The 25,829-nt window shown below is 68.7% G+C and carries 22 protein-coding genes; 18 read left to right on the top strand and 4 right to left on the bottom strand.

Going from position 1 to position 25,829, the window contains the following annotated elements:
* Positions 1–12: 12 nt before the first annotated feature.
* The 7 genes from ribBA to lon all read left to right on the top strand — a co-directional run bounded on the left by ribBA (position 13) and on the right by lon (position 7,553).
* Positions 13–1,176, top strand: a complete 1,164-nt coding sequence (ribBA, locus tag OP498_RS14615) for a bifunctional 3,4-dihydroxy-2-butanone-4-phosphate synthase/GTP cyclohydrolase II (RefSeq protein ID WP_280549357.1) — start codon at positions 13–15, stop codon at positions 1,174–1,176.
* 85 nt (positions 1,177–1,261) lie between these two features.
* Positions 1,262–1,762, top strand: a complete 501-nt coding sequence (gene ribE / locus OP498_RS14610) for a 6,7-dimethyl-8-ribityllumazine synthase (protein ID WP_071942097.1) — start codon at positions 1,262–1,264, stop codon at positions 1,760–1,762.
* Positions 1,759–2,262 (top strand): transcription antitermination factor NusB, encoded by a 504-nt coding sequence (gene nusB, locus OP498_RS14605; RefSeq protein WP_280549361.1) that lies wholly within the window; start codon positions 1,759–1,761, stop codon positions 2,260–2,262. Before ribE ends, nusB begins: the two co-directional genes overlap by 4 nt.
* A gap of 13 nt (positions 2,263–2,275) precedes the next feature.
* Entirely contained in the window at positions 2,276–3,235 is a 960-nt protein-coding gene (gene thiL / locus OP498_RS14600; RefSeq protein WP_280549363.1) for a thiamine-phosphate kinase, read from the top strand.
* Positions 3,232–3,705, top strand: coding sequence for a phosphatidylglycerophosphatase A (locus OP498_RS14595; protein WP_280549366.1), 474 nt, complete (start codon positions 3,232–3,234; stop codon positions 3,703–3,705). The genes thiL and OP498_RS14595 overlap by 4 nt, the downstream gene beginning before the upstream one ends.
* Before the next feature lie 77 nt (positions 3,706–3,782).
* Positions 3,783–5,042, top strand: a complete 1,260-nt coding sequence (locus OP498_RS14590) for a DUF945 family protein (protein ID WP_280554102.1) — start codon at positions 3,783–3,785, stop codon at positions 5,040–5,042.
* A 78-nt stretch (positions 5,043–5,120) separates the two neighbouring features.
* Entirely contained in the window at positions 5,121–7,553 is a 2,433-nt protein-coding gene (gene lon, locus OP498_RS14585; RefSeq protein ID WP_280554099.1) for an endopeptidase La, read from the top strand.
* A gap of 91 nt (positions 7,554–7,644) precedes the next feature.
* On the opposite strand, the gene OP498_RS14580 is transcribed toward lon, so the two are convergent.
* Positions 7,645–8,076: a DUF86 domain-containing protein gene (locus tag OP498_RS14580; protein WP_280549373.1), complete on the bottom strand. Its 432-nt coding sequence runs from the start codon at positions 8,074–8,076 to the stop codon at positions 7,645–7,647.
* Entirely contained in the window at positions 8,069–8,494 is a 426-nt protein-coding gene (locus tag OP498_RS14575; protein WP_280554097.1) for a nucleotidyltransferase domain-containing protein, read from the bottom strand. The genes OP498_RS14580 and OP498_RS14575 overlap by 8 nt, the downstream gene beginning before the upstream one ends.
* A gap of 144 nt (positions 8,495–8,638) precedes the next feature.
* Between OP498_RS14575 and ilvD the strand changes: the two genes are divergently transcribed.
* Positions 8,639–10,483, top strand: coding sequence for a dihydroxy-acid dehydratase (gene ilvD / locus OP498_RS14570; protein WP_280554094.1), 1,845 nt, complete (start codon positions 8,639–8,641; stop codon positions 10,481–10,483).
* An 81-nt stretch (positions 10,484–10,564) separates the two neighbouring features.
* Positions 10,565–11,653 (top strand): oxidoreductase, encoded by a 1,089-nt coding sequence (locus OP498_RS14565; RefSeq protein ID WP_280554091.1) that lies wholly within the window; start codon positions 10,565–10,567, stop codon positions 11,651–11,653.
* Positions 11,654–11,668: 15 nt separating this feature from the next.
* Here the strand turns inward: OP498_RS14565 and nudE are convergent, their stop codons facing one another.
* Complete coding sequence (nudE, locus tag OP498_RS14560; RefSeq protein ID WP_280554089.1) at positions 11,669–12,274, bottom strand: ADP compounds hydrolase NudE; 606 nt, start codon at positions 12,272–12,274, stop codon at positions 11,669–11,671.
* A 94-nt stretch (positions 12,275–12,368) separates the two neighbouring features.
* Between nudE and yrfG the strand changes: the two genes are divergently transcribed.
* From yrfG to rsd, 9 genes are all read left to right on the top strand, one after another.
* Positions 12,369–13,103, top strand: a complete 735-nt coding sequence (gene yrfG, locus OP498_RS14555; RefSeq protein WP_280554087.1) for a GMP/IMP nucleotidase — start codon at positions 12,369–12,371, stop codon at positions 13,101–13,103.
* Positions 13,096–13,482, top strand: a complete 387-nt coding sequence (gene hslR, locus OP498_RS14550; RefSeq protein ID WP_280549386.1) for a ribosome-associated heat shock protein Hsp15 — start codon at positions 13,096–13,098, stop codon at positions 13,480–13,482. The genes yrfG and hslR overlap by 8 nt, the downstream gene beginning before the upstream one ends.
* A gap of 12 nt (positions 13,483–13,494) precedes the next feature.
* On the top strand, positions 13,495–14,370 hold the full coding sequence (gene hslO, locus OP498_RS14545; protein WP_280554086.1) for an Hsp33 family molecular chaperone HslO: 876 nt from the start codon (positions 13,495–13,497) through the stop codon (positions 14,368–14,370).
* A gap of 270 nt (positions 14,371–14,640) precedes the next feature.
* The gene (locus OP498_RS14540; protein ID WP_280554084.1) at positions 14,641–16,209 is read left to right on the top strand and encodes a phosphoenolpyruvate carboxykinase; all 1,569 of its coding nucleotides are present in this window, start codon (positions 14,641–14,643) and stop codon (positions 16,207–16,209) included.
* Between the two features lie 165 nt (positions 16,210–16,374).
* Positions 16,375–16,884, top strand: a complete 510-nt coding sequence (gene msrB, locus OP498_RS14535) for a peptide-methionine (R)-S-oxide reductase MsrB (protein ID WP_280554082.1) — start codon at positions 16,375–16,377, stop codon at positions 16,882–16,884.
* A 263-nt stretch (positions 16,885–17,147) separates the two neighbouring features.
* Positions 17,148–19,547, top strand: a complete 2,400-nt coding sequence (locus OP498_RS14530; RefSeq protein WP_280554080.1) for a Tex family protein — start codon at positions 17,148–17,150, stop codon at positions 19,545–19,547.
* An 85-nt stretch (positions 19,548–19,632) separates the two neighbouring features.
* Entirely contained in the window at positions 19,633–21,255 is a 1,623-nt protein-coding gene (gene gshA, locus OP498_RS14525; protein ID WP_280554078.1) for a glutamate--cysteine ligase, read from the top strand.
* Entirely contained in the window at positions 21,252–21,788 is a 537-nt protein-coding gene (locus OP498_RS14520) for a disulfide bond formation protein B (protein ID WP_280554076.1), read from the top strand. The genes gshA and OP498_RS14520 overlap by 4 nt, the downstream gene beginning before the upstream one ends.
* Before the next feature lie 300 nt (positions 21,789–22,088).
* Complete coding sequence (gene rsd / locus OP498_RS14515) at positions 22,089–22,577, top strand: sigma D regulator (protein WP_280549399.1); 489 nt, start codon at positions 22,089–22,091, stop codon at positions 22,575–22,577.
* Between the two features lie 189 nt (positions 22,578–22,766).
* Here the strand turns inward: rsd and OP498_RS14510 are convergent, their stop codons facing one another.
* Positions 22,767–25,829, bottom strand: a complete 3,063-nt coding sequence (locus tag OP498_RS14510) for an efflux RND transporter permease subunit (protein ID WP_280554072.1) — start codon at positions 25,827–25,829, stop codon at positions 22,767–22,769.

Raw genomic sequence — 25,829 nt, 5'->3', positions numbered from 1 at the left:
AATGGAGACTCCATGGTGCACGCCTCATCCGGGGGCCTGGCCCCCATCGAAGAACTGGTCGAGGACATCCGTCAGGGCCGGATGGTGATCCTGATGGATGACGAGGATCGCGAGAACGAAGGCGACATCATCATGGCCGCCGAGAAGGTCGAGGCCGAGCACATCAACTTCATGGCGCGCCACGCCAGGGGCCTGATCTGCCTGCCGATGACCCGCGAGCGTTGCGAGCGTCTCCAGCTGCCGCTGATGGTGCGCGACAACGGCTCCGGCTTCGGGACCAAGTTCACCCTCTCCATCGAGGCCGCCGAGGGCGTGACCACCGGCATCTCCGCCGCCGACCGGGCACGCACCGTGCGCGCCGCGGTCGCCCGCGATGCGGTTGCCGCCGACATCGTCCAGCCCGGCCACATCTTCCCGCTGATGGCCGAGCCCGGCGGCGTGCTGCGCCGCGCCGGCCATACCGAGGCGGCTTGCGATCTCGCCGCCCTGGCCGGCCTCGACCCCAGCGGCGTGATCTGCGAGGTCATGAACGAGGACGGCAGCATGGCCCGCCGGGCGGAGCTCGAGCGCTTCGCCGTCGAGCATGGCCTGAAGATGGGCACCATCGCCGACCTCATCCACTATCGCATCCACAACGAGCAGACCGTGCAGCCGGTGGAATCGACGCCGGTGCAGACCGCCTTCGGTGAGCTCAACCTGCACGTCTTCCGCGACAGCATCCAGGGCGCCCATCACCTGGCGCTGGTCAAGGGCCACCCGCACCCCGAGGCGCTGACCACGGTGCGCGTGCACCTGGCCAACGTGATGCGCGATCTGCTCGCCCTGCAGAAGGGCGACAAGCCGAGCTGGACCGCCCAGCAGGCGGTTGCCGAGGTGGCGCGGGCCGATCACGGGGTCTTCGTGCTGCTCGACGACGGGCGCCCGCGCCAGGATCTCCATGACCTGCTCGAGGTGTTCCTGGAGCGCCGTCGGCCGCCGCGCACCAGCGACTCCGACGGCGCCGGCAACTACCTGACCATCGGCACCGGCTCGCAGATCCTGCGCCACCTGGGGGTGGGCAGGATGCGCCTGCTGAGCTCGCCCTGGAAGTTCTCGGCGCTCTCCGGCTTCGACCTCGAGGTGGTGGAGCGACTCGAGCCCGGCGAGCAGGCGACCGCCGGGCAGGACGACGACTAGCGCTGTCGCCTTTCACACTACGGCATGGCCCCGATGGCCATGCCTGCCGGACCTTCAAGCCCCGGATCTCTCAGGACACCGAACCATGCAACCGATTTCCCAAGTCGAAGGCAGCTTCGTCGACGTCGATGGCCGCTACGTGATCGTGGTCGGCCGCTTCAATCATCATGTAGTGGACAGCCTGGTCGAGGGCGCCGTGGACAGCCTGGTGCGCCATGGCGTCGATCCGCAGGGCATCGATATCGTCCACGTGCCCGGCGCCTGGGAGCTGCCGCTGGCCATCAAGCGCGTGCTGCAGGTAGCACGCCCCGACGCGGTGATCGCCCTGGGGGCGGTGATCCGCGGTGGCACCCCGCACTTTGAGTACGTCGCCGGCGGCTGCAACACCGCCATGGGCCACCTGCAGCTGGAGTTCGACACCCCGGTGGCCAACGGCGTGCTGACCGTCGAGTCCATCGAGCAGGCCATCGAGCGCGCCGGCACCAAGGCCGGCAACAAGGGCGCCGAGGCGGCCATGGCGGCCATGGAGATGGTCTCGCTGCTGCGCTGCTTCGGCGATGATGCCGACGACGGGGGTGAGGCATGAGCGGCGAGCGCCCGCGGGCCCCGTCGAAGGCCCAGCAGTCCCGCCATGCGGCCCGTGAACTGGCGGTGCAGGGCCTCTACCAGTGGCAGATGACCGGGAAGTCGATCAGCGCCGTGGAGTCCGAGTTCCGCAGCCAGGTGGCCGACGACGATCTCGAGGACCACGAGAACTGGCATAAGGTCATGGAGATCGCCGACCTGGCGCTCTTCCACGAGCTGCTGCACAACGTGGCGAACCAGCGCCGGGAGCTCGATGCCGCCATCGCGCCGCTGCTCGACCGGCGTCTCGAGGACCTCGATCCCATCGAGCTGGCGATCCTGCGCCTGGGCGCCTACGAGCTTTCCCGTCGCCTCGAGGTGCCCTATCGCGCGGTGATCAACGAAGGGGTCGAGCTGGCCAAGTCCTTCGGTGCCACCGACGGGCACAAGTACGTCAACGGCATCCTCGACAAGCTCGCCGGGCGGCTGAGATCCGCCGAGGTCACCGCTCGCCGCCGCTGAAGGCCCGCCCCTGATGCACAGCGAATTCGAACTCATCACCCGCTTCTTCACTCCCGACCCGCCGGGGGCGGAGGCCGGCGTGACCCTGGGCGTGGGGGACGACTGCACCCTGCTGGCCCCGACCCCCGGGCAGCGGCTGGCGGTCAGCGTGGATACCTCGGTGGCCGGCATCCACTTTCCCGAGGATGCCCCGGCCGTGGCGGTCGGCCACCGGGCGCTGGCGGTCAGCCTGAGCGACCTCGCCGCCATGGGCGCCCGTGCCCGCTGGTGCCTGATGTCGCTGACCCTGCCGGCGGCCGATGACGATGCCTGGCTGGGGGAGTTCGCTCGCGGCTTCCATGCCCTCTGCGATGCCACCGGCACGGCCCTGGTGGGCGGCGACGTGACCCGCGGCGAACTGGCCATCGGCGTGACGGTGATGGGCGAGGTGCCCCCCGGGCAGGCGCTGACCCGCAGCGGGGCTCGGCCGGGTGACCTGCTGGCGGTGACCGGTGCGCTGGGGGGCGGGGCCGGAGGGCTGGCCCTGTGGCGGCGTGGCGAGCGGGACACCGACCATCCGCTGCTCAGGCGCTACCTCCACCCGCTGCCGCGCCTGGCGGCGGGCCTGGCCATGCGCGGCCTGGCCAGCGCCGCCATCGATATCTCCGACGGCCTGCTGGCCGACCTCGGGCATGTCCTCGAGGCCTCGGGCGTCGGGGCCGAGCTGACGCCCGACACGCTGCCCCTGGCCGAGGGCCTGGTGGCGGCGCTGGGCGAGGAGGGGGCCCGCGAGGCGGGGCTCCACGGCGGTGATGACTACGAGCTGCTGCTCGGCCTGCCCCCCGAACACCTCGACGCGGCCCGCGCCCGGCTGGCCGCCCTGGGCCTGGCCCTCACGGTGATCGGCTATTTCAGCGACGAACCCGGTGTGCAGGGCGTGACGGTCACCGGCGAGCGGGGCTGGCAGCACTTTTCGGGAGGCGCCGCGCCATGAATCAGGCTCCCGCCAGCGTCTGGCGACGCCCCGTGCACTTCCTGGCCTTCGGGCTGGGCAGTGGCACCGTGCCCTTCGCGCCCGGCACCTTCGGCACCCTGGCCGCGATTCCCTTCTACTGGCTGCTCTCCGAGCTGCCGCTGGGCTGGTACCTGGGCCTGGTGGCGGTGACCTTTTTCTGGGGTATCTGGCTGTGCGACAAGACCTCCCGCGACCTGGGGGTCCACGACCACTCGGGCATCGTCTGGGACGAGTTCGTCGGCTACTGGCTGACCATGGCGGCCGTGCCTTTCTCCTGGGAAGCCGCCCTCTGGGGGTTCGTGATCTTCCGCATCTTCGATGTCTTCAAGCCCTGGCCGATCCGCTGGGCGGACCGGCGGGTGGCCGGCGGCTTCGGCATCATGATCGACGATGTCCTCGCCGCCGTGTATGCATGGAGTACCATGCACCTGTGGTTCTGGCTCCATTGATCCGGCGGCACTGAAAGTTTTCCAGCGTCCCGACGACGCAAGGGTGAACGGACAAGGCGCGGGTAAGGAGCGGCATGATGCGCAAGGAACGACTGATCGTCCCGCTGCTAGTCGGGCTGGCACTGCTCTGGGCCGTCGCCCAGTACTTCTCCGGCGTGTTCTTCGAGCGCGAACTCGCCAGGGCCCTGGATGACCTCGCCGCTCGGGGGGAGCTCGCGGTGAAGCGCAGCGACGTCGAGCGCGGCTGGCTCGAGTCTCGTGGCACCCTCCACCTGACCCCCCGCTTCGGCCAGGCCTGGCACCTGGAGCTGCCCTACGTGGCGCGTCACGGGGTGATAAGCACCCGCATCGACGGCGAGCTGAGGCCGCATTTCGGGCCGGGCGACCGGCGCCTGTTCGGCGACGCCCTGCCCTCGACTCCGCCCACCTGGCAGGCCCGCTACCGTACCCTCGGCGCCACCCTGGAGGGGCGGCTCGAGCTGGCGCCCTTCATCGTCAGCCAGGCGGGGCGCGAGCTCGACTTCCGCGGCGGGCGGATCACCTTCGGCGGCGTCTACGGCGACTGGCGGCTTCAGGCCAGTCTCGCGTCCTGGCGGCTCAGCGATGGCCCGGTCACCCTGGAAGCGGGGCCGACCACCCTGGAGAGCCGCTATACCTATACCGAGGGCGCCTACCACTTCCGTCAGCAGGACTTGCTGAAGGTGGAGCGACTGGCCTGGCATCAGCCGGACCTCGAGCTGGATGCCCATGGGCTGGTCCTGCACAGCCGCACGGTCCTCGACGAGCAGGAGCTGCGCGTCGAGAGCGAGCTGATCCTGGACCGACTGGTGACGGCGGAGCAGGTGCTGCTCACCGGCCGCGTCGCCCTGGAGCTGTCGCGGATCCACGCCGACGCCCTGCGCAGCGTGCTGGCCGTGCTGCGCGACGAGGCGGCCCGAGGCGCTGCCGCCCAGGATGGCCGCGAGCTGCTCGCGCGGCTGGAGCCGCAGCTGCTGGCCATGCTCCAGGACTCGCCACGCTTGGACATCCATGCCATCGCCCTGGACAGCCCGATGCTGGGGCTGGACGCGCAGGGCGACGGGGCGCTGTTCTTCGATGCGCGCCGGCTCGAGGCGCTGAGCCTGGTCGCACTCGGTGATCCCGATGAACAGGCCAGCGAGCAGGCCCGCTGGCGGGCGCGGCTCTACGGTGACCTCACCTGGCACCAGGTGCCCAAGGTGGTGGCCCTGTGGCTCGGCCTGCCGCTGGATACCCAGGACCTGGAGATCGACGTGGTGCGCGGCCGGGTGCGGATCAACGGTCGCCCGCTGCCGCCGGCCCTCGAGCGGCTACAGTGACTTGAAGTCGGGCGCCGGTGCCCGCATTGCTGAGGGCAGCCCCGGGAATCCATCCCGGCGATCCAGGACGAGGAACGCATGAGCGACGATCACGAAGCACAGGATGGCCTGGACTGGATCCAGGCCAACGCCGACGACTCCCCGTACGATGAGCGGCCGGGCGAGGACAACCACCACGCGGTGGTGCCCGCCAGCGACTCCCTGCCCGAGCGCATCTACCTGCTGCCGATCCACAACCGGCCCTTCTTTCCCGCCCAGGTCCAGCCGCTGGTGGTCAACCGCGAGCGCTGGGAGGAGACCATCCACCGCGTCGGCAACACGCCGCACCACACCGTGGGCCTGGCCTTCGTCGGCGAGACCGGGGTCGAGGAGCTCGGCGACGAGGATTTCCCCGAGACCGGTACCGCGGTGCGGGTGCACAAGCTGCAGGGCGAAGAGCAGCAGATCCAGTTCATTGCCCAGGGCGTGCGCCGCTTTCGCATCCAGCGCTGGCTCTCCCGTACGCCGCCCTACCTGGTGGAGGTGAGCTACCCCCGCGAGCCGGTGGATGCCGAAGCGGACGAGACCCGCGCCTATGCCATGGCGCTGATCAACGGCATCAAGGAGCTGCTGCCGATCAACCCGCTCTACGGCGAGGAGCTCAAGCACTACCTGAACCGCTTCAGCCCCCACGAGCCGGGCCCGCTGACCGACTTCGCCGCGGCCATCACCTCGGCCAAGGGCCCCGAGCTGCAGGACGTGCTGGAGACCCTGCCGGTGATGGCCCGCATGCAGAAGGTACTGCCGCTGTTGCGCAAGGAGATCGAGGTCGCCCAGCTGCAGAGCGAGATCAGCGACCAGGTCAATGCCCAGATGCAGGAGCGCCAGCGGGAGTTCTTCCTGCGCGAGCAGCTCAAGGTGATCCAGCGCGAACTGGGCATCTCCAAGGATGACCGCGAGAACGATGTCGACACCTTCCGCGCCCGCCTCGAGGGGCGCGTGGTGCCGGAGCGGGTCATGGAGCGCATCGACGACGAGCTCGACAAGCTCTCGGTGCTGGAGACCGGCTCGCCGGAATACGGCACCACCCGCAACTACCTGGACTGGCTCACCGCCATGCCCTGGGGGGTGCGCAGCCAGGACCAGCTCGACCTGGCCCACGCCCGCTCGGTGCTCGACCGCGACCACGACGGCCTCAAGGACGTCAAGGAGCGGATCGTCGAGTTCCTCGCCGAGGGCACCTTCAAGGGCGACGTGGGCGGCTCCATCCTGCTGCTGGTCGGTCCCCCCGGGGTCGGCAAGACCTCGGTGGGGCGCTCCATCGCCGATGCCCTGGGCCGCGAGTTCTACCGTTTCTCGGTGGGCGGCATGCGCGACGAGGCCGAGATCAAGGGGCATCGCCGCACCTACATCGGTGCCATGCCCGGCAAGCTCGCCCAGGCCCTCAAGGAGGTCGAGGTCGAGAACCCGGTGATCATGCTCGACGAGATCGACAAGATGGGACAGTCCTTCCAGGGCGACCCGGCCTCGGCACTGCTCGAGGTGCTCGACCCGGAGCAGAACGTCGACTTCCTCGACCACTACCTCGACGTGCGCGTGGATCTTTCCAAGGTGCTGTTCGTGTGTACCGCCAACACCCTGGACGCGATCCCCCCGGCGCTGCTGGATCGCATGGAGCAGATCCGCCTCTCCGGCTACATCGCCGAGGAGAAGGTGGCCATCGCCAAGCACCACCTGTGGCCCAAGCTGCTCAAGCGCGACCGCATGCCCAAGAAGCGCATCAACCTCACCGAGGCGGCGCTGCGCCAGGTGATCGAGGGCTACGCCCGGGAGGCCGGGGTGCGCCAGCTCGAGAAGCAGCTGCATCGCATCGTGCGCAAGGCGGCCGTGAAACTGCTGGAGAACGACCAGCAGTCGGTGCGGGTCTCGGTGAACAACCTCGAGGACTATCTGGGTGCACCGATCTTCCGCAAGGAGCAGGTGATGCAGGGCGAGGGCGTGGTCACCGGCCTGGCCTGGACCGCCATGGGCGGCGCCACGCTCTCCATCGAGGCCGGCAAGGTGCACGCCCTGGACCGCGGCTTCAAGCTCACCGGCCAGCTCGGCGACGTCATGAAGGAGTCGGCCAACATCGCCTACAGCTACGTGCTCGGTCATCTGGGCGAGTACGGCGCCGATGCGGACTTCTTCGACTCGGCCTTCGTGCACCTGCACGTGCCGGAAGGGGCCACGCCCAAGGATGGCCCCTCCGCCGGGGTCACCATGGCCACCGCGCTGCTGTCGCTGGCCCGGCACCGCGCCATCGACCGGCCGCTGGCGATGACCGGCGAGCTGACCCTGACCGGCCAGGTGCTGCCGGTGGGCGGTATCCGCGAGAAGGTGATCGCCGCCCGGCGCAGTGACATCTTCGAGCTGATCCTGCCCGAGGCCAACCGGCGTGACTTCGACGAGCTGCCCGACTACCTCCAGGAGGGCATGACGGTGCATTTCGCCAGCCGCTACCGTGACGTGGCCAAGGTGGTGTTCGACTGATCGGCCTTCCTTCCCGATGGGTTGCCTGGACTGCCCGGTGCGCTGTCGCTTACCGGGCCTACTCGAGGCGGTATGCTCGGCACGAATCTCGTTACCTGGACTGTTCCAGGACATTCAGTGCCGAGCGACCGAAATCCAGCATGGCCTGATAGTGCTCGTTGCTGATGACGCTTTCCACGATCTCCGGGTTCACTTCGAGATAGTCGTGGACCAGCACGTTGCGCAGTCCAATGATGCGGCGCCACGGGGTCTTGGCATCGATCTTTCCTGCGTCGCTCAGTCGCTCGAAACCCGTTGCAGCATCTCGACAGACCTGCCCGGTCTCCAGCCGAGTCCAGTGCTTTGCCAGCCCGATGCAGGACTCGATGAGGATCTGCAGGGTGCGTTCTGCGGCATGTCGCTCGAGTCGACGCCAGGGGCGCTGGGTCAGGAGGTTGGCAAGCTCGGCGATATCCTGTTCGCATTCGGTCAGGTGCTGGCGCTGGGCCTCCAGATAGGCGCTCTGGCGCGGCATGTCAGGCATGGATGCCCTCCGGGTGAAGGTAATCAATCTCCCACCGCGACAGGATGCGTGATTCCTGACGCATGCGGATCTGAGGGTCGCGATCGATCAATAGGTGGCCCTGGCTGAGGATGCTCCAGCCTAACGGAATGGGGGCAATGGCCAGATCGACGACGCTCAGCATGCCGTCTTCGAGAGCCAGCTCGCGCTGCCACTCCAGCGCCAGCAGTTCGGGGCGCAGGCGTCTCTCTAGTGGCTCATCGGTCCAGGTGGTGAAGGCCACCGCCAGGTCATAGTCGCTGTGGGGGTGATGATCCCCCCGGGCCCTGGAGCCATAGAGCCACAGGGCCGCCAGATTCTCCTGTTGCCGAGCCAGAGAGACAATGGCTTGCAGGTTTGCATCGTGCCGGGCGTCTTCGGTATTGGAAGCGGGCAGCATGGCGGTACTTTTCCTGAGGGATCGGGACCATCTTCGAGTCTGTCGTGTCGGGGTGCAAGACGTACAGGCAGGGCGCTGGCCTGGCGGCCGGCCGCGTGACAGAATCGATGGCTATCTGGATGCCGCTTAAAAGAAGAGGACAGCATGCCCGAGTATCGTTCCCGTACCACCACCGCCGGCCGCAACATGGCCGGTGCCCGCGCCCTGTGGCGCGCCACCGGCATGCAGGACGACGACTTCCACAAGCCGATCATCGCGGTGGCCAACTCCTTCACCCAGTTCGTGCCCGGCCACGTGCATCTGAAGGACATGGGCCAGCTGGTGGCGCGCGAGATCGAGAAGGCCGGCGGGGTGGCCAAGGAATTCAACACCATCGCCGTGGACGACGGCATCGCCATGGGCCACGACGGCATGCTCTACTCGCTGCCGAGCCGCGACCTGATCGCCGACAGCGTCGAGTACATGGTCAACGCCCACTGCGCCGATGCGCTGGTGTGCATCTCCAACTGCGACAAGATCACTCCGGGAATGCTCAACGCCGCCATGCGCCTGAACATCCCGGTGATCTTCGTCTCCGGCGGCCCCATGGAGGCGGGCAAGACCAAGCTCCTGGACCACGGCATCGACCTGATCGATGCGATGATCTCCGCCGCCGATGACCGCTACAGCGACGCGGAGATCGAGGAGATCGAGCGCAGTGCCTGCCCGACCTGCGGCAGCTGCTCGGGCATGTTCACCGCCAACTCCATGAACTGCCTGATGGAGGCCCTGGGCCTGGCGCTACCGGGCAACGGCACGGTGCTGGCCACCCACGCCGACCGCCGCCGGCTGTTCGAGGAGGCGGGAAGCCGCATCGTCGAGCTGGCCACGCGCGTCTATGAAGGTGACGAGGCGCACCTGCTGCCGCGGGCCATCGGCTCCCGGGCGGCCTTCTGCAACGCCATGACGCTGGATATCGCCATGGGCGGCTCCACCAACACCATCCTGCACCTACTGGCCGCCGCCCAGGAGGGTGAGGTGGACTTCACCATGGCCGACATCGACCGTCTCTCCCGGGAAGTGCCGCAACTGTGCAAGCTGGCGCCCAACACCCAGCAGTACCATATCGAGGACTGCCACCGGGCCGGCGGCATCATGGCCATCCTCGGCGAGCTCGACCGCGCCGGCGTGCTGGATACCCGGGTGCCCACCGTCTACGGTGACACCCTCAAGGCGGCCCTGGACGAGTGGGACATCATGCGCTCGCCGAGCCCCGAGGTGGTGGAGTTCTACAAGGCCGGCCCCGGTGGCATTCCCTCCCAGGAGGCCTTCTCCCAGGCCGCCCGCTGGCCGAGCCTCGACGGCGATCGCGCCGGCGGCTGCATCCGCGATCTCGAGCACGGCTTCTCCCGCGAGGGCGGTCTGGCGGTGCTCAAGGGCAACATCGCCGAGGACGGCTGCGTGGTGAAGACCGCCGGCGTCGACGACGCCATCCTGGTCTTCGAGGGCCCGGCCCATGTGGTGGAGTCCCAGGACCAGGCGGTGGAACATATCCTCGCTGGCCAGGTGACGGAGGGCGAGGTGGTCGTCATCCGCTACGAGGGCCCGCGCGGTGGCCCGGGCATGCAGGAGATGCTCTACCCGACCAGCTATCTCAAGTCCAAGGGGCTGGGCAAGGCCTGCGCACTGCTCACCGACGGGCGCTTCTCGGGGGGGACCTCGGGGCTCTCCATCGGCCACGCCTCGCCGGAGGCGGCGGCCGGGGGGGCCATCGGCCTGGTGGAGAGCGGCGACATCATTCGCATCGACATCCCCGGCCGCCGCATCGACGTGAAGCTCCCCGACGAGGAGCTTGCGCGTCGTCGCGAGGCGGAGGAGGCGAAGGGCGCACAGGCCTGGAAGCCGAGCATCCCGCGCGAGCGCAAGGTCTCGACGGCGCTCAAGGCCTATGCCCTGCTGGCGACCTCCGCCGACAAGGGCGCGGTACGCGACCTGACCCGGCTCGACTAACCCCAGACCTGGCCGAACGCCAAGTGACGCGAGTCCCGGCCGAGGGCCGGGCCCCATGACCCCTGCAGGGAAGCCCACACGATGAAGACACAGACCCTCAACGTCGGCCTGGTCGGCTACGGCATGGCCGGGCGCACCTTCCACGCCCCGCTGATCCAGGCCGCCTCCGGCCTGGAGCTGACCGCCGTGGTCAGCGGCAATGCCGAGCGCGTCCAGGCCGACCACCCCGAGGTCGAGGTGCTGCCCAAGGCGGCGCCGCTGTTCGCACGACGCGACATCGACCTGGTGGTGATCGCCACCCCCAACGACACCCACTTCTCGCTGGCCAAGGCGGCGCTGGCGGCCGGCAAGCACGTGGTGATCGACAAGCCCTTCAGCGTCAGCGCCTCCGAGGCCCGCCTGCTCAAGGCCCAGGCCGATGGCGCCGGGCGCCTGCTCAGCGTCTTCCACAACCGCCGCTGGGACAGCGACTTCCTGACGCTCAAGGCACTGCTCGACGCGGGGACCCTGGGACGGGTGGTGTCGCTGGAGTCGCGCTTCGACCGCTTTCGCCCCCGGGTCACCGACCGCTGGCGCGACCACCACAAGCCGGGTGGTGGCATCTGGTACGACCTCGGGCCGCACCTGCTCGACCAGGCACGGCAGCTGTTCGGCATGCCCAAGGCGATCCTGCTGGAACTCGCCACCTCTCGCGAGGGCGCCGAGGTGGATGACGACTTCCTTTGCCTGCTGGAGTACGACCACCTGCGGGTGAGCCTGCAGGCCGGCTCCCTGGTGGCCGCACCGACCCCGCGCTTCCGGGTCCACGGCACCCGCGGTAGCTTCGTGACGTACGGGCTCGACCCCCAGGAGGCCTGGCTCAAGGCGGGGCAGACGCCCGCATCGAGCTGGGGCGTGGATGCCGAGCCCGGCATCCTGACCCTCGACGCGGGGGAGGGCGACGCGGTGGCCCTGACGAGCCGCGAGGCGTCGGTCGTGCCGGGGGACTATCCCGCCTTCTACGCCGGCATCGCCCAGACGCTGCTCGAGGGCACGCCGCCGCCGGTGACTAGCGAGTCGGCCCTGGACGTGATGATCCTGCTGGAGACCGGGCTCGACAGCTATCGGCAGGGCCGCTGGGTGAGGTTCAAGGATGGCAAAAGCACGCTGCGCCGGCTGCACTCCCGGTAGCGGGTGTCGCCGGGCTCACCAGAGCCCGGCATCGACGGGTGCCTCGCTGCGCAGCTTGTCCCGGGCGATGAACAGCGCGGCGATGGCGCGGGCCTCGTGGAAGTCCTCCCGGGCCAGCAGGGCCGAGAGCTCGTCGATGGCGTGGGTCTCCACGATCAGCGGCTCCGGCTCGTCGCCGGGCAGGCGCTTCGGATAGAGGTCGGTGGCCAGCAGTACCTGCATGCGGTGGCGCATATAGTTGGGGGCCAGCGACAGCTCCACCAGGGGCTCGATGCGGTGGGCGCCGAAGCCGCATTCTTCCATCAGTTCGCGATTGGCCGCGGTGACGATGTCCTCGCCCGGATCGACGAGCCCCTTGGGCAGGGTCAGCACGTAGTCCTCGAAGCCGGCGGCATACTCGCGAATGAGCAGCACGTGTTCCGGGTCGGGCATGGCCACGATCATCACCGCGCCGATGCCCTGGCCGGTGCCGGTGAGCCGCTCGAAGGTGCGCTCGGCGCCGTTGGAGAAACGCAGGTCCAGCTCCTCGACGTGGAAGAGACGACTTCGCGCCACGCTGCGCCGGTCGAGGATGTGCGGCTTGACGGGCCAGGGTCGGGAGGCGTCGTGCGGGTCGGACATGGTGGAGATTCCCTGTTGGCGATTCGATACAATACTATTTCGCAACGGCCCAATACTATGTCCCAACGGACCCTGATTCACCCCGGGAGTAGCGATGATCGACTGGCGCGCCATCGACACCGTCCTGCTGGACATGGACGGCACCCTGCTGGACCTGCACTTCGACAGCCACTTCTGGCTCGAGCACCTGCCGCGACGCTATGGGGAACTGCATCGCCTCGACGAGGCGACCCAAGAGGAGCTGCGTGCCCGGATCATCCGCGAGCAGGGCACCCTCAACTGGTACAGCCTGGCCTACTGGAGTCGCGAGCTGGGGGTCGACGTGGTGGCCCTAAAGCGCGAGATCCAGCATCTCATCGGCCTGCGCAGCGACGCCCTGGACTTCCTCCGCTGGCTCAAGGCGGCCCATCCCCGGGTGGTGTTGGCCACCAATGCCGACCGCGCTAGCCTGGAACTCAAGCTGCCGCTCACCGGGCTGGAGGAGTACCTGGATGCCATCGTCTCCTCGGCGGATCTCGGTGTCCCCAAGGAGGAGCAGGCCTTCTGGTTCGCGCTGCAGGAGGTCGAACCCTTCGACCCTCAGCGTACCCTGTTCATCGACGACAACGCCTCGGTGCTCGAGAGCGCCCGGGAGTTCGGCATCCGCCACCTGCTGGGCATCAAGCAGCCCGACAGCCGCCGGCCGGAGCGGGAGCTCGAGGAGTTCATCGCCCTGGATCGCTTCGCCAGCATCCTGCCCGACAACCTGCCGCCCACGACGGGCGAAGCGCCTGCGGCGGGTGAGGCGCCTGCGGCGGGTGAGGCGAAGGAGGCGGGCGGCCGTGGATAGCGTGCGACTCGACAAGTGGCTGTGGGCGGCGCGCTTCTTCAAGACCCGCGCCCTGGCCAAGAAGGCCATCGAGGGCGGCAAGGTCCATTACGGGGGTGGGCGGGCCAAGACCAGCAAGACCGTCGAGGTCGGCGCCTTGATCCGGGTGCCTCAGGGCTGGGACATCCTGGAGGTGGAGGTGCTGGCGCTCTCCGACCAGCGCCGCGGCGCCTCCGAGGCCCGCGCGCTCTACCGCGAGACCGAGCAGAGCGTCGCGCGCCGCGAGCGCGAGGCCGAGGCACGGCGCCTCACCAACCAGGTCATGCAGCACCCGCTCAAGCGCCCCGACAAGAAGCAGCGTCGGGAGATCCAACGCTTCCAGCGCCAGCAGGATGACTAGACAGAGAGCCTCATGACCGACCAGATTCAGCGTTTCCTCTTCGACAATACCAACGTGCGTGGCGAGATCGTCACCCTCGAGCGTGCCTACGGCGAGGTACTCGAGCGCCACGACTATCCCCCCGCGGTGAACCACCTGCTCGGCGAGCTGCTCGCCGCGGTGGCCCTGCTCACCGACACCGTCAAGCTCGATGGCACCCTGAGCATCGAGGTGCGCGGCCAGGGGGCGCTCGCCCTGCTGATGGCCGAATCCAACCCCGGCGGCGAGCTGCGCGCCATTGCCCGCCTGGCCGAGGACGCGGCGATTCCCGGCGAGAACGCCGACTTCCATGAGCTGGTGGGGGAGGGGCAGATCATGATCACCCTGGACCCCACCGACGGCCACCGCTATCAGGGCGTCGTGGCCCTGGAGCACGACAGCCTGGCGGGCTGCCTCGCCGCCTACTTTGCCCAGTCCGAGCAGCTGCCGACGCGGCTGTGGCTGGCCGCCGACGGGCGGCGTGCCGGCGGCCTGCTGCTGCAGCGCCTGCCCGACGCGTCCCGCCCCCAGGACGCCGACGCCTGGGAGCGCACCCTGCACCTGGCCGACACCGTGAGGGACGAGGAGCTGCTCGGCCTCGAGCCGCTCGAGGTGCTGCGTCGGCTCTATCACGAGGAGACGGTGCGGGTCTTCGACCCCAAGGCGCTTCGCTTCGGCTGCACCTGCTCGCGTGAGCGCATCGCCTCCGCGCTGATGACACTGGGCACTCAGGAGCTGCGCGAGGTGCTGGCCGAGCAGGGCGGCATCGATACCCAGTGCCACTTCTGCCATACCCGTTACCATTTCACGGTGGCCGACGTCGAGGCGATGCTCGACGACCCCGAGGGAATGCCGCCGACCCTGCACTGAGGTCGTCGCGGTCCAAGTGCTGCATAGCAGCATGTGTTTTCGAGTGAGCGGTAGTGAACGGCGCCGATGTAGTAGAAAAACTACATTATCTTCGCCCAATAACGGCGTTTCCCGTCGGTCGGGTTTTTGCCATAATAGCGCCGTTTTCCGGTCCGATCGCCCTGCCACAAGACGGCAATGACCCGCACAGGGCGATCAAGGCATGACCCACGTTGCGTCACCGACGCCCGGCACACGAGAGAGAAGCGGCCGCAAGGCCCAGGACACGACATGACCACGACTCAAGCCGCCCCCCAGCAAGCCGCCATTTCCCACGTCAACCTCTGCAGTGCCGAGCTGATCGAGCGGGCAGTGGCCAACGGGGAAGGGCGCCTGGCCGCCAATGGCGCCCTGGTGGTGAACACCGGCGTGCGCACCGGCCGTTCGCCCAAGGACCGCTTCATCGTCGACGAGGCGAGCACCAGCGGCCAGATCGACTGGGGCAGCGTCAACCGCCCGTTCGATGCCGAGAAGTTCGATGCCCTCTGGGACCGCGTCGATGCGTACCTGGCCGGCGGCGAGCACTATGTGTCCGAGCTCCACGTGGGCAGTGACCCGGTCCACTCCCTGCCGGTGCGCGTCACCACCGAGACCGCCTGGCACGGCCTCTTCGGCCGCACCATGTTCGTGCGTCCGGAGGCCTACAACCCGTCCGTCAAGGACGAGTGGACCATCCTCAACGCCCCCTTCTTCGCGTGCGACCCGGCCCGCGACGGCACCCATTCCGACGGCTGCGTGATCCTCAACTTCGCCCAGAAGAAGGTGCTGATCGCCGGCATGCGCTACGCCGGCGAGATGAAGAAGGCGATGTTCTCGGTGCAGAACTTCCTGTTGCCGGCCGCCGACGTGCTGCCCATGCACTGCTCCGCCAACGTCGGCGAGGACGGCGAGACCACGCTGTTCTTCGGCCTCTCGGGTACCGGCAAGACCACGCTTTCCGCCGATCCGGCGCGCTATCTGATCGGTGACGACGAGCACGGCTGGGGGCCGGGCACCGTCTTCAACATCGAGGGCGGCTGCTATGCCAAGTGCATCGATCTTTCCGAGAAGAACGAGCCGATCATCTGGCAGGCCATCAAGTTCGGCACCGTGCTGGAGAACGTGGTCCTTGACGACCGCCGCGAGCCGGACTACGCCGACGACAGCCTGACCCAGAACTCCCGTGCCGCCTACCCGCTGGAGCACGTCGACAAGCGCGTGCCCGAGAACCGCGCCGGCGAGCCCAATGCCATCGTCTTCCTCACCTGCGACATGTCCGGCGTGCTGCCCCCGGTCTCCGTACTCTCCAAGGAAGCCGCCGCCTACCACTTCCTCTCCGGCTACACCGCCAAGGTGGGCTCCACCGAGGTGGGCTCCTCCGCCGGCCTCGAGGCGACCTTCTCCACCTGCTTCGGCGCCCCCTTCTTCCCGCGTCCGGCGCGCGAATATGCCGACCTGCTGGTCAAGCGCGTGGCCGAGAAGGATGCCCAGGTCTACCTGGTCAACACCGGCTGGACCGGTGGTGCCTACGGGGAGGGCGGCGCGCGCTTCTCGATCCCCACCACCCGCGCCATCATCAGCGCCATCCAGGCCGGCATGCTGCGCGATGTCGAGACGCACCGGGTCGAGGGCCTGAACCTGGCCGTGCCCTCCGCCGTGCCGGGCGTCGACTCCCGCCTGCTCGACCCGCGCGAGACCTGGGAGGACAAGGCCGCCTACGACCACAAGCGCAACGAGCTGACCGCCAAGTTCGTCGACAACTTCAAGAAGTTCGAGGGCGTCGACGAGGCGATCGTCGAGGCGGGCCCCAGCCTGACCTGAGGCAAGCAGCGGAGGAGAGAGCCAAGGCGAACCGTCGCTGGCAGCGACGGTCTGATCGGGGGAAGGACGCAGCTCCTTCCCCCGGTTGCGTCTTGGCATCACCTCACGGGAAAGACCTCACGGGAAAGGCTGGCGCCTTCGTCGGCCCATCAACGGAGAACGACCATGAAACGACGGCATTTTCTTGGCGTGCTGGGAGCCGGCAGCCTCGCCGGCCTGCTGCCGGGGCTGGCCGCGGCCCGGCCCAAGCCCGAGCTGACGCGTGCCGAGGGGCTCGAGGTGCTGGAGCTCTCCGAGGCCGAGTGGCGGGAGCGCCTGAGCGACAAGCAGTTCGATGTTCTACGCAAGGCGGGCACCGAGCCGGCTTTCTCCAGTCCGCTGGACAAGGAGACCCGCGAGGGCGAGTACCGCTGTGCCGGCTGTGACCTGCTGCTCTTCACCAGTGCCATGAAGTACGACTCGGGAACCGGCTGGCCGAGCTTCTTCGAGCACGTCGAGGGGCACCTGCTGACCGAGCGCGACTTCGTGCTGCTCATTCCGCGCACCGAATATCACTGTGCGCGCTGCGGCGGCCACCAGGGCCACATCTTCGACGACGGCCCCGATCCCACCGGCCTGCGCTGGTGTAACAACGGGGTGGCGCTGACCTTCAGCCCGGCTTCGCCGGGAGCTTGAAGAACGCCCGCTTCGCGGGCTTAAGCTGGAAGCTTGAAGAAAAAACCTTGACCCCAGCGTTAGCGGGATCATGCTGCCTTCCAGCTTCCAGCTTCCAGCTTCCAGCTTCCAGCTTCCAGCTTCCAGCTTCCAGCTTCCAGCTTCCAGCTTCCAGCTTCCAGCTTCCAGCTTCCAGCTTCCAGCTTCCAGCTTACGGCTCCCGGCGAAGCCGGGCTTGTGGTACCTTGTCGCGATCGTCTGGACGTTTGATTGCCAAGGATTTCATGGACGCACACGACAAGATCATCCGCCGCCTCGCCGAGGAACTCGCCGTTCGCCCGCCGCAGGTCAAGGCGACGGTGGAACTGCTCGACGGCGGGGCCACCGTGCCCTTCATCGCTCGCTACCGCAAGGAAGTCACCGGCGGGCTCGATGACATCCAGCTGCGCCAGCTCCACGAGCGTCTCGCCTATCTGCGCGAGCTGGAGGAGCGCCGCGAGGCGGTGCTTTCCGCCATCGACGAGCAGGGCAAGCTCACCCCTGAACTCGAAAAGCAGGTGCAGGCCGCCGATACCAAGCAGCGCCTGGAAGATCTCTACCTGCCCTACAAGAAGAAGCGGCGCACCAAGGCGCAGATCGCCCGGGAGGCGGGGCTCGAGCCGCTGTCTAGAGCCCTGCTGGCCGACCCGGCCCTGGTCCCCGAGGATGAGGCAGCCAAGTACCTTCGTGCCGCCGAGGGCGACATCCCCGCCATCGAGGACACCAAAGCGGCGCTGGACGGGGCCAAGCAGATCCTCATGGAGCGTTTCGCCGAGGACCCCGAGCTGGTCGGCCAGCTGCGCGAGCGGCTGTGGCGCGAGGGTGAGCTCTCCTCCCGGATGATCGCCGGCAAGCAGCAGGAGGGCGCCAAGTTCTCCGACTACTTCGAGCACGACGAGCGGCTTTCCAAGGTGCCCTCGCACCGCGCGCTGGCGATGTTCCGCGGTCGCAATGAGGGCGTGCTGGCGCTGGCCCTGCGCCTGCCCGGCGAGGAGGAGGCCCCGCTCCACCCGGCCCAAGTGGCCATCGCCCGGCACTTTGATATTTTCAACGGGAGCGGCGACCAGGGCCGACCCGCCGACCGCTGGCTGGCCGAGGTGGTGCGCTGGACCTGGCGGGTCAAGCTCTATACCCACCTGGAAACCGAGTTGATGGGGCGGCTGCGCGAGCGCGCGGAGCTCGAGGCCATCGAGGTGTTCGCCGCCAACCTCAAGGACCTGCTGCTCGCCGCCCCGGCGGGCCAGAAGGCGACCCTGGCCATCGATCCTGGCCTGCGCACCGGCTGCAAGGTGGCGGTGGTGGATGCCACGGGGCAGTTCTTGGAGCACGCGACCATCTACCCCCATGCGCCCCGCAACGCCTGGGACGCGTCGCTCGCCGAGCTGGCCAGGCTGGTGGAGAAGCACGACGTGGCGCTGATCGCCGTGGGCAACGGCACCGCCAGCCGCGAGACCGACAGGCTGGCCGGCGAGCTGGTGAAACGGATGGCTGGCAAGCGCGCGCTCTCCAAGGTGATGGTCAGCGAGGCGGGTGCCTCGGTCTACTCCGCTTCGGCCTACGCCTCCCGGGAGCTGCCGGAGCTGGACGTTACCATCCGCGGTGCGGTCTCCATCGCCCGGCGGCTGCAGGACCCGCTGGCCGAGCTGGTCAAGATCGAGCCCAAGTCCATCGGCGTGGGCCAGTACCAGCATGACGTCTCACAGCTGCAGCTCTCCCGGAGCCTGGAGGCGGTGATCGAGGACTGCGTGAACGCCGTGGGGGTGGACCTCAACACGGCCTCGAGCGCGCTGCTCTCGCGGGTCGCCGGCCTCAATGCGGCCCTGGCCGACAACATCGTCGCCCGTCGCAACGCGCAAGGGCCCTTCACCAGCCGCCGGGCGCTGCTCGACGTCAGCCGCCTCGGGCCCAAGACCTTCGAACAGTGCGCCGGCTTCCTGCGCATCATGAGCGGGGACAACCCGCTGGACGCCAGTGCCGTACACCCCGAGGCCTACCCACTGGTGGAGCGCATCGCCCAGCGCAGCGGGCGTCCGTTGGCCGGGCTGATCGGCGACAGCGTCACCCTCAGGTCGCTGAAGCCCGCCGAGTTTGCCGACGAGCGCTTCGGCGTGCCCACGGTCACCGATATCCTCGCCGAACTCGACAAGCCGGGCCGTGATCCGCGCCCCGAGTTCAAGGCGGCCGAGTTCCGCGAGGGGGTCGAGACCCTCAAGGACCTCGAGCCCGGCATGATCCTCGAGGGCAGCGTGACCAACGTCACTCACTTCGGGGCCTTCGTCGATATCGGCGTCCACCAGGATGGCCTGGTGCACATCTCGGCGCTCTCCGAGACGTTCATCGAGGATCCGCGCACGGTGGTCAAGGCCGGCGGTATCGTGCGGGTCAAGGTGATGAGCGTGGACCTCGCGCGCTCGCGCATCGGCCTCACCATGCGCCTCGATGACCAGCCGGATGACCAGCGTAGCGACCAGGGTGGCAAAAAGAGCGGCGAAAAGAACGGCGAAAAGAGCGGCGACCCGCCGCGCCGCGGCAATGCCAGTGGTCGTGGAGCCGGCAAGGCCGGCCGCGACAGCAAGGCGCCCGAGCCGGCCAGCCAGATGGGCGCCCTGGGGGCGGCCCTGCTCCAGGCCAAGAAGGGACGCTGAGCTTGAAGCGCCGCCTGGCGGCACCATAATCTGACGTTTTGCCGGGCGCCATGGCGCCCGCCTTTCCACACATGGGGTGACCATCTTGTCTGAATCGCTCACCAGCCGCGTCGATCGACTCAAGTCCCTGGCCGACGAGGGGCGGGTCGGGCGCCTGCGCCGCGGCATCGAAAAGGAGGGGTTGCGGGTCGATAGCGAAGGACGCATCGCTGCTACCCTGCATCCCGCCGCGCTGGGCTCCAAGCTGACCCACCCGCATATCACCACCGACTACTCCGAGGCGCTGCTGGAGTACATCACCCCGGTTACCTGCCGGCCGGGTGATGCCATGGACTTCCTCGCCGATCTGCACCGCTTCAGCTATCGCCACCTGGGCGACGAGCTGATCTGGCCGGCCAGCATGCCCGCGCGGCTCGACGGCAACGACAGCGTGCCCATCGCCGACTACGGCCGCTCCAACGTGGGCACCATGAAGCGTGTCTATCGCAAGGGGCTGGACCTGCGCTACGGGCGCATCATGCAGTCCATCGCCGGTGTTCACTACAACGTCTCGTTGCCCGATGACCTCTGGGAGCTGCTGCGTGAGCTCGAGGGCGATGTGGACACCCCGCTCCGCGACTACCGCTCGGCACGCTACTTCGGGCTGATCCGTAACTTCCGCCGCCACAGCTGGCTGCTGCTCTACCTGTTCGGCGCCTCATCGGCGCTGGACCGCAGCTTCCTGCCGAGCGGCGAGCTGCCCGAGAAGCTCCAGCGGCATGGCGAGGAGACCCTGGTGTCGCGCCACGCCACCAGCCTGCGAATGTCGGACCTGGGCTACCAGAACAAGGTCCAGGAGCAGCTGAAGATCTGCTTCAACTCGCTCTCCAACTACGTCAATACCCTGCGCCATGCCATCGCCACGCCCTGGCAGGATTACCAGAAGCTGGGCGTGAAGGAGGGCGACGAGTGGCGCCAGCTCAACGCCAACATCCTGCAGATCGAGAACGAGTACTACAGCGACATCCGCCCCAAGCGGGTGGCGCGCCACGACGAGACCCCCAGCCAGGCGCTGGAGGCTCGCGGCGTGGAGTACATCGAGGTGCGCTGCCTGGACCTCAACCCCTTCCTGCCGCTGGGGGTAGACGAGCACCAGATTCGCTTCATCGACACCTTCCTGATGTGGTGCCTGCTCAGCGAGAGCCCCTGGATTCCCGACGAGGAGTGCGACCGGCTGGACGACAATCGCCGCCTGGTGGTCGAGCGTGGCCGGGACCCCGAGCTTCGCCTGCTGCAGGATGGCCGGCAGCGCTCCATCGCCGACTGGGGCGGCGAGATCCTCGCCGAGATGGCGTCGGTGGCGGAGCTGCTCGACCGCCTGGAAGAGGGCGAGCCCCATGGCGAGGCGCTGGCGGCCCTGTCGCTGCGCCTCGAGGACCCCGCCCTGACGCCCTCCGCTCGCCTGCTGGCGCGCCTCGAGTCGAACGGTGAGTCCTTCGTCGAGGCCATGCTGGCCCTCGCCCGGGAACAGGCGCAGGGCTTTCGTGACACCCCCATGGACCCGTCCCGAGAGGCGCTGTTCGACGAGCTGGTGGCGACCTCCCTGGCCCAGCAGCATGACCTCGAGGCGGCGGAGACCGAGGGCTTCGACGCCTTCCTGGCCCGTTACTTCGAGCGTGCTCGTGAGGTGCGGGCCGTCACACCGCTGCAGACGGGAGAGACGTCATGATCGACGACCTTCGGCGCCTCTCGGTCCGCGAATGGAGCCTCGCGGGCCTCGCCTTCTGCGTGCTGATGATGGCCGTGGCCTTGGGCCTCGAGCACCTCGTCGGGCTGGAACCCTGTCCGCTGTGCATCTTCCAGCGGGTGGCCGTGCTGGCCGCCGCCGCGGTGTTTCTCGTCGCCGCGATCCACGACCCCGTGGGGCGTGCGGGAGCGGTGATCTACGGCCTGCTGTCGCTGGCCGCCGTGGGCGGCGGCATCGCCGTGGCGGGGCGCCACCTGTGGCTGCAGTCGCTGCCGGCCGACGAGGTGCCGAGCTGCGGCCCGGGGCTCGACTACATGCTGGAGATCCTGCCCCTGCAGCAGGTGCTGGCGCAGGTGCTCTCCGGCTCGGGAGAATGCGCCGAGATCGATTTCCTGCTGCTCGGCATCTCGCTGCCCGGCTGGACTCTGGCCGGCTTCCTGGTGCTCGCGCTGGCCCCGCTGGGCCTGCTGCTGGCGGCCAATCGCCCGCACCGCGGTTATCGCTGGCAGGGCTAGCCCCAGCAAGAAGGAGCCGGCCGAGGCGGCAACGGGATTGACAGCGGGCCCGGCAGGCGCGAGTCTGTCAACTCGCGGGTCGAGTGCCCCAAAGCTATCGCAGTTGGATCTGACGAGGGGCGCCGGGGACAGGTCGTAGAGGGGGTCCTGCGCCAGGGATGGCGTCGGTAGCGCCCAGGGAGGGGTTCACAGCGCCCCCTTGCAGACTTGTCGACGGATCAGCCCCGAGCGATACCGCTATCTGCGATAGCCCTATCGAGTGCCCCGAGTGGCTGGCCGCATCGTGCAAGGGAGGCACCCATGCTGGAAGACTGCAAGAATGCCCTGGAGCGCTGGGGCGGCGTGCACGAGCTGATCGATCGCTGGCTCCACGAGCGCCGTGAGCTGCTGGTCCATTTCGCCGCGCTGAAGCAGGCCTGTGATACCGAGCTCGAGGCGGTGAGCGCGCAGCGCGTCAATACCTTCGGCGAGCTGCTGATGGACTACATCAGCGCCGGTCACTTCGAGGTCTATCCGCAGCTGCGGGAGGAGGCCAAGGCCTTCCGCGACCACCAAGCCCTGGAACTCGCCGATCGCCTGCTCGAGCGCCTGGAAATGTCCACCGAGCTGGTGCTCTCCTTCGATCGCGACTACGACAGTCCCGCCCGCGCCCAGCACCATATGCGTCGTCTCCCCGCCTGGCTCGACCGCCTGAGCCGAGGGCTCAGCGAGCGCTTCAGCCTCGAGGACCAGCTGATCGCCCGCCTGCATGCGGCCCATGCGCCGGATGCCGCCCGGGCCGAGCTGTGACCCGGCTTCGCCGGGAGCTTGAAGCTTGAAGAGCGTCGCTTCGCTCCTGGAAGCTGGAAGAAAAAGCTTTACCACTCAGGTGCTTGACTTACGCTGTTTTCCCGCTTCCCGCTTCCCGCTTCCCGCTTCCCGCTTCCCGCTTCCCGCTTCCCGCTTCCCGCTTCCCGCTTCCCGCTTCCCGCTTCCCGCTTATTGCTTCCGGCGCAGCCGGGGTTCCAGCACCAGCATGCAGGGCGTGAGCAGCAGGGTCAGGCCGGTGGCGAAGGTCAGGCCGCCGGCGATGGCGCTGGAGAGCTGGGTCCACCACTGGGTCGAGGGCGCGCCGATGCCCAGACTTGGGGTGATCAGGTCGACGTTGACGCCCAGTACCATGGGCATGAGGCCCAGCACCGTGGTCACGGCGGTGAGCAGCACCGGGCGCAGGCGCAGGCCACCGGCCTCCAGGGCGGCCTCCCGGGGCGACAGGCCCTCGCCGCGCAGCTGGTTGTAGGTGTCGATCAGCACGATATTGTTGTTCACCACGATGCCCGCCAGGGCGATGATGCCCATGCCCACCATGACGATACCGAAGGGCTGGGCATTGGCCAGCAGGCCGAGCAGCACGCCGGCGGTGGAGAAGACGATGGCGGAGAGCACCAGCGCCGCCTGGTAGAGGCTGTTGAACTGGGTGACCAGGATCAGCGTCATCAGGCCGATCGCCACCAGGAAGGCCGTGGCCAGGAAGCGCATCGCCTCCTGCTGGTCCTCCTGCTCGCCGGCCACGTTGATCCTGACCCCCTCGGGCGGCGACGCCATGGCCGCCATCAGGGCCGCCAGGCGCTCGTCGGGTCGATGGTCGGCGGTCACATCGGCCTCCAGGGTGATGGCCCGGCGCCCGTCGATGCGGTGCAGGATGCCCACCTTGGGGGCGGGCTCCAGCGAGACGAAGTGCGAGATCGGCACCTGCCCGCGGCGGGTGTTCAGCGTCAGGCGGCCCAGCTGGTCCAGCGAGCGGGCTCCCCGCGGCAGGCGCACCCGGATATCCACCTCGTCGTTGACGCCGGCGGGGCGATAGCTCGCCACCTGCAGCCCGGTGGTGAGCAGCTGTACGGCACTGCCTACGCTGGCCACGTCGGTACCGAAGCGGGCGGCGGCCTCGCGGTCCACCTTCACCCGCCACTCCACGCCCGGAAGGCTGCGGTTGTCCTCGATGTCGCGAAAGCCGCCCAGTTCGCCCATGGTCCGGCGCAGCGCGGTGACGGCCCGGTCGGCCAGGCTCGGGTCCTCGGCGCTGACCTCCAGCACGATGGGCTTGCCGCCGGCCGGCCCCGACTCCTGTTCGCGGAATTCCAGCTGGATGCCCGGCAGGTCGCGGGTGCGCTCGGCCATCTCGGCCAGGATCGCGCTGGCCGGGCGCCGCCGCTGCCAGTCGATCAGCTGGAACTGCAGCACCCCCACCACATCGCCGCCGAGTTGCTGGTCGGGCACGGCGAAGGAGCGCGCATAGAGCGCCTGGACCTCGCTCATGCCGGCGAGTCGCGCCTCGACCCGGCGCACCACGGCATCGGTCTCCGTGGCGGAGAAGTCGCCCCGCGCGCGCACCAGCACCTGGGCGGTATCGGGCTCGACGCTGGGGAAGAATTCGACGCCGTGGTTGAAGCGGGCGTAGGCGGTGTAGATCAGCGCCATCAGCAGCAGGGCGACCAGCAGCGTGAGGCCCGGCCAGGCCAGCAGGCGGGCCAGCACGCCCCGGTAGAGCCGCCCGCCGGCGGTGACCAGCTGGGTGTCGCGGGTGGCGGCGGCGCTGCGCACGCCGAACACGCCGCCCAGGGTGGGCAGGAAGACCAGCGCCATGGCCAGCGAGGCGAGCAGGCAGAGGATCACCGTGATCGGCAGGTACTTCATGAACTGGCCAACCACGCCGGGCCAGAACAGCAGCGGCATGAAGACCGCCAGGGTGGTGGCGGTGGAGGCGATCACCGGCCAGCTCATGCGCGTGGCGGCCTGGATCCAGGCCGCCCGGGGCGGCTGTCCCTGGCGCAGGTGGCGGTCGGCCAGCTCGCTGACCACGATGGCGCCGTCCACCAGCATGCCGGCGACCAGGATCAGCGCGAACATCACCACGATGTTGAGGGTGTAGCCCAGCGCCCAGATCAGCAGGATGCCGGTGAGGAAGGCCCCGGGGATGGTCAGCCCCACCATCAGCGCCGAGCGCAGGCCCATGGCGGCCAGGATCAGCACCAGCACCAGCACCACCGCGGTGACCACGTTGTTGAGCAGCTCCGAGAGGATGTCGCGCACGGTCTCGGACTGGTCGAGGATGGTGGTGATCTCCAGCTCGTCGGGGATCAGGCCGGCCGCCTCGTCGAGCAGCCCCTGCACCTGGGCCACGGTGGCGATGATGTTGGCACCGGCGCGCTTGGAGATCTCCAGCACCAGGGCCGGCTGGTCGTCGATGCGGGCGAAGCCCCCGGGGTCCTTGAAGGTGGGGTGGATCCAGGCCACGTCGCCGAAGGTCACCACCCGGTCGCCGTCGATCTTCACCGGCATCGCCATGACGTCCTCGAGGCGCTCGATCACCCCCGGTACCTTGAGCGCCTGGCGTCCGGCCCCGGTGTCCAGGCTGCCCGCCGCCACCAGGCGGTTGTTGCGGCTGACCAGGTTGAACAGGGTGGCGAAGTCGACCCCGTAGCTGTCGAGCACCAGGGGGTCGACGACGATCTCCAGCAGGTCCTCGCGGTCGCCGCCGATGTCCACCTCGAGCACTTCCGGGATACCCTCGATCTCCTGCTGCAGGCGGCGCGCCACGGCCAGCCGCCGGCGCTCCTCCAGCGGCCCGGCCAGGCCGATCGAGAGCACCGGGAAGAGTGCCACGTTGACCTCCGTGACCCGTGGCTCGTCGGCCTCGGCGGGCAGCTCGGCGCGGGCGATGTCGACCTTCTCGCGCACGTCGGTCAACGCCTGGTCGGGGTCGAAGCCGGCATCGAACTCCAGGGTGACCGCGGCATGGCCCTCGCTCGACTGGGCGGTCATCTTGCGCAGCCCCTCGATGCTGCGCAGTTCCTGCTCCATGGGGCGCACCAGCAGCCGCTCGCCATCCTCGGGGCTGACGCCCTCCAGCGACAGCGAGACATAGATGATGGGGATGGTGACGTCGGGGTTGGCCTCCTTGGGGATCGCCTGCCAAGCGGCGAGCCCCGCCAGCAGCAGCGCGACCAGCAGCAGCAGGGTGGTGCGCGAGCGATCCAGCGCCGCCTCGATCAGGGTACGCAT

Source organism: Halomonas sp. 25-S5 (assembly GCF_029889845.1).
GTDB lineage: Bacteria > Pseudomonadota > Gammaproteobacteria > Pseudomonadales > Halomonadaceae > Halomonas.
This window is presented reverse-complemented; position numbering and strand designations above follow the sequence as displayed.

Coding starts and splice junctions, on each gene's coding strand:
- ribBA (WP_280549357.1), top strand. CDS start 13: ATGGTGCACGCCTCATCCGGGGGCCTGGCCCCCATCGAAGAACTGGTC.
- ribE (WP_071942097.1), top strand. CDS start 1,262: ATGCAACCGATTTCCCAAGTCGAAGGCAGCTTCGTCGACGTCGATGGC.
- nusB (WP_280549361.1), top strand. CDS start 1,759: ATGAGCGGCGAGCGCCCGCGGGCCCCGTCGAAGGCCCAGCAGTCCCGC.
- thiL (WP_280549363.1), top strand. CDS start 2,276: ATGCACAGCGAATTCGAACTCATCACCCGCTTCTTCACTCCCGACCCG.
- OP498_RS14595 (WP_280549366.1), top strand. CDS start 3,232: ATGAATCAGGCTCCCGCCAGCGTCTGGCGACGCCCCGTGCACTTCCTG.
- OP498_RS14590 (WP_280554102.1), top strand. CDS start 3,783: ATGCGCAAGGAACGACTGATCGTCCCGCTGCTAGTCGGGCTGGCACTG.
- lon (WP_280554099.1), top strand. CDS start 5,121: ATGAGCGACGATCACGAAGCACAGGATGGCCTGGACTGGATCCAGGCC.
- OP498_RS14580 (WP_280549373.1), bottom strand. CDS start 8,076: ATGCCTGACATGCCGCGCCAGAGCGCCTATCTGGAGGCCCAGCGCCAG.
- OP498_RS14575 (WP_280554097.1), bottom strand. CDS start 8,494: ATGCTGCCCGCTTCCAATACCGAAGACGCCCGGCACGATGCAAACCTG.
- ilvD (WP_280554094.1), top strand. CDS start 8,639: ATGCCCGAGTATCGTTCCCGTACCACCACCGCCGGCCGCAACATGGCC.
- OP498_RS14565 (WP_280554091.1), top strand. CDS start 10,565: ATGAAGACACAGACCCTCAACGTCGGCCTGGTCGGCTACGGCATGGCC.
- nudE (WP_280554089.1), bottom strand. CDS start 12,274: ATGTCCGACCCGCACGACGCCTCCCGACCCTGGCCCGTCAAGCCGCAC.
- yrfG (WP_280554087.1), top strand. CDS start 12,369: ATGATCGACTGGCGCGCCATCGACACCGTCCTGCTGGACATGGACGGC.
- hslO (WP_280554086.1), top strand. CDS start 13,495: ATGACCGACCAGATTCAGCGTTTCCTCTTCGACAATACCAACGTGCGT.
- OP498_RS14540 (WP_280554084.1), top strand. CDS start 14,641: ATGACCACGACTCAAGCCGCCCCCCAGCAAGCCGCCATTTCCCACGTC.
- msrB (WP_280554082.1), top strand. CDS start 16,375: ATGAAACGACGGCATTTTCTTGGCGTGCTGGGAGCCGGCAGCCTCGCC.
- OP498_RS14530 (WP_280554080.1), top strand. CDS start 17,148: ATGGACGCACACGACAAGATCATCCGCCGCCTCGCCGAGGAACTCGCC.
- OP498_RS14520 (WP_280554076.1), top strand. CDS start 21,252: ATGATCGACGACCTTCGGCGCCTCTCGGTCCGCGAATGGAGCCTCGCG.
- rsd (WP_280549399.1), top strand. CDS start 22,089: ATGCTGGAAGACTGCAAGAATGCCCTGGAGCGCTGGGGCGGCGTGCAC.
- OP498_RS14510 (WP_280554072.1), bottom strand. CDS start 25,829: ATGCGTACCCTGATCGAGGCGGCGCTGGATCGCTCGCGCACCACCCTG.